General features: G+C 69.7%; 2 protein-coding genes. Both read right to left on the reverse strand.

Annotation, left to right across the window (positions count from 1 at the left end):
- Nucleotides 1-71 precede the first annotated feature (71 nt).
- Nucleotides 72-1,295, reverse strand: a complete 1,224-nt coding sequence (locus JHN45_RS51585) for an ROK family transcriptional regulator (protein WP_201056420.1) — start codon at nucleotides 1,293-1,295, stop codon at nucleotides 72-74.
- A 189-nt stretch (nucleotides 1,296-1,484) separates the two neighbouring features.
- On the reverse strand, nucleotides 1,485-2,318 hold the full coding sequence (locus tag JHN45_RS51590) for a hypothetical protein (protein WP_201056421.1): 834 nt from the start codon (nucleotides 2,316-2,318) through the stop codon (nucleotides 1,485-1,487).
- Nucleotides 2,319-2,720: the final 402 nt, after the last annotated feature.

Here is a 2,720-nt window from a genome sequence, read left to right on the forward strand (position 1 = left end):
GTGGTTGGGGAAGCCGGGTGGGTCGGGGTGGGCCGAAGCCGGTCTGGGGGAACCGGAGTCGGCCGGTGGGATCAGCGCGAGGTGTCGAAGACCTCGTCGCGGGTCGTTGCCAGCGCGCTTTCCAACGCGCCGCGCAGCACGGGCTGTTCATGGACGTCGCCGACGACGAGCCGGGGCCTGGACGCCGCCAGCTCCTCCAACTCGGCCTGGACGAGGGCACGTAGGGGCTCGCCGCCCGCGGTCAGCGAGGCACCGCTGAGGACGACGAGTTCGGGGTCGAGCACGGAGACGAGCGAGGCGAGACCGGTCGCGAGGTGGGTCGCGTAGATCTCCAGGAGCCGCCGGGGTCCGGTGGTGTGGTCGGCGGCGGTGGCGACGAGGGCGGCGGCGACCTCGGCGTAGGGACCCGTCGGAATCTCGGTGATGCCGAGTTCACGGGCGAGTTGGGGCAGGGCCTGCGAGCCCGCGAGTGCCTGGTAACCACCGCTGTTGGCCTTGGTCACCTGGCGGACCAGGGGTGCGCCCGGCACGGGCAGGAAGCCGACCTCGCCCGCGCCGCCGGTCCAGCCGCGGTGCAGCCGGCCGCCGAGGACCAGGGCGGCGCCGAGACCGCCCTCGTTCCACAGCAGCACGAAGTCGCCGTGCCCGCGGGCCGCGCCGAGCCGCTGCTCGGCTATGGCGACGAGGTTGACGTCGTTCTCGTACTCCACCGGCATCGGCAGCGCGGCGGCGAGTTCGTCGAGGAGGGCGGGGGAGTGCCAGCCCGGCAGGTGGGAGGCGTACCGCAGCCGGCCGGTGTTCGGGTCGAAGGCGCCGGGGGTCCCGATGACGAGGCGGTGGATGTCGCCCCGCGCGAGCCCCGCCGCCTTGACGGCCCCGTCGAGGGTGTCGGTGACCTGCCGCACGACGGGCTGGGCGGGTCGCCGGCCGGGGGTGGCGAGCTCGAACTCGCCCACCGTGCGGCCGGTGACATCGGCGACGGCGGCACGGATGCGCTCGGGCGTGACGTCGAGCCCGGCGGCGTACGCGGCGCCCGGATTGACCACGTACAGCTGGGCGTTGGGCCCCGGCCGCCCCTCGCTGGTGCCCGTGGCGAGCACGAGTCCCGCCGCTTCGAGCCGGGCGAGCAGCTGGGACGCCGTCGGCTTGGAGAGCCCGGTCAGCTTGCCGATCCGGGTGCGGGAGAGCGGGCCGTGCTCCAGGAGGAGGTCCAGGGCGGCGCGGTCGTTCATGGCGCGCAGGACGCGGGGGGTGCCCGGGGTACCCGTGCCCGGGGTACCGGAGGTTCCTGCCATGTCGACGCCACCTGCCTCTCGAACTCTCGAACCACCCAGCGTGTCATGTGATCACTGTTAGGAAAGTTTCCTATTGGGTGGGAGGAACGTAAGCCCGGGACGAAGGGGGCGTCAATAGACACCGCCCCCGAGGCAACAGACTCGTTACCTGCGGGGGCGGTGGGAGAGGAGCTGGTGTTACTTCTTGTCCTACTGAACGTCGATGTAGTCACCGGCGGCGGTGGCCGCGCCGGTGGTGGCGGTGCCGGCGAAGACGTAACGGAAGTAGCCGTCCTTGGCCGCCTTCACGGTCGTCTTCAGCGCGCCACCGGTGGTGGAGGTGACGGTCTTCACGGTGGTGTAGGTGCTCGAACCCTTCGCCCGGAACTGCAACTTGGCGGGCTGGGACACGTAACCGGTGTACGTGCCCTCCTCCCAGTTGGCGCGGGTCAGCTTGCCGGTGACCGTGATGGTCTTCCCCTTCTTCACGGGCTCGGGGGAGGCGTTTGCGGTGAGCTTGGCGGCCCGCTGGATCTTGACCTTGCCCTTGCCGCCCCAGGCCGCGAAGTCGGTCGACGAGCTGATCTTGTCGTCGGAGTCGTCCGCGTCGATGTCTATGTGGCCGTAGAAACCGCCGACGTTCCAGGTGGTCGCGTCGGCCGCCTCGTACAGGCTCTCGTCCGGGTCGATCGTGATCGTGTCGGAGCAGGACTCGGTGACGGTGGTGGCCGTCGTCGCCGTCGTCGTGCAGGTCGGCGCGAGGGTGCTCTCGATGTCGTTGTCCATGTCGGCGAGCCGGCCGCGGTAGAGCATGATCCCCGCGAACGTCGTCTTGCTGTCGACGACCAGGTCCGCCGGCCGCGTCAGCGTGTACGTCACGGGCACCTTCACCGATGCGGTGGTGCCGACGACGATCGCCTTCCCCTTGTTGACCGTCACACCCGAGAAGACCAGATCCGGCGTCGCGGCCTGCGCGAGCGGCGCGGCCAGACCGGTCAGGGCCAGGGCACCGGTCAGGGCGGCGCCGATGGCGAGTTTTCTCATTCTTGTCCCCACATTCGAAACGAACCCCTGGGCGTTGCGCTCCAGAACAAGGGCCCGTCGTGGGGCGACCTTAGGCATGAGGGGCCTGCGAGGGAAATGAGATCAACCTGTGAAGGTGATCGCATCACGGCTTCGTCACGATGGGGAAAGGCGCAGGTGGGGGTGGGGGCTGGGGATTTGGTTGATGTGCCGCAATTGCGCCACCCGTTGGGCTCTTTTCGGCCGCTGCGACTCCACTTCCGAGGCCGATTCGTGATGGATCCGATCCGTCCTGCCAGCCACCTCACAGATTCCTGACTTTTGATCAACCGCGTTTGCGGGACATGGGGAAGGGTGAGAGGGGTGCGGGCATGAGTGTGTTGGCCGAGTCTCGGCGGGAGGCGGCGGGCCCGCCCGCCGTCA

The sequence above is a fragment of the Streptomyces sp. MBT53 genome, from assembly GCF_016654115.1.
Taxonomy (GTDB): domain Bacteria; phylum Actinomycetota; class Actinomycetes; order Streptomycetales; family Streptomycetaceae; genus Streptomyces.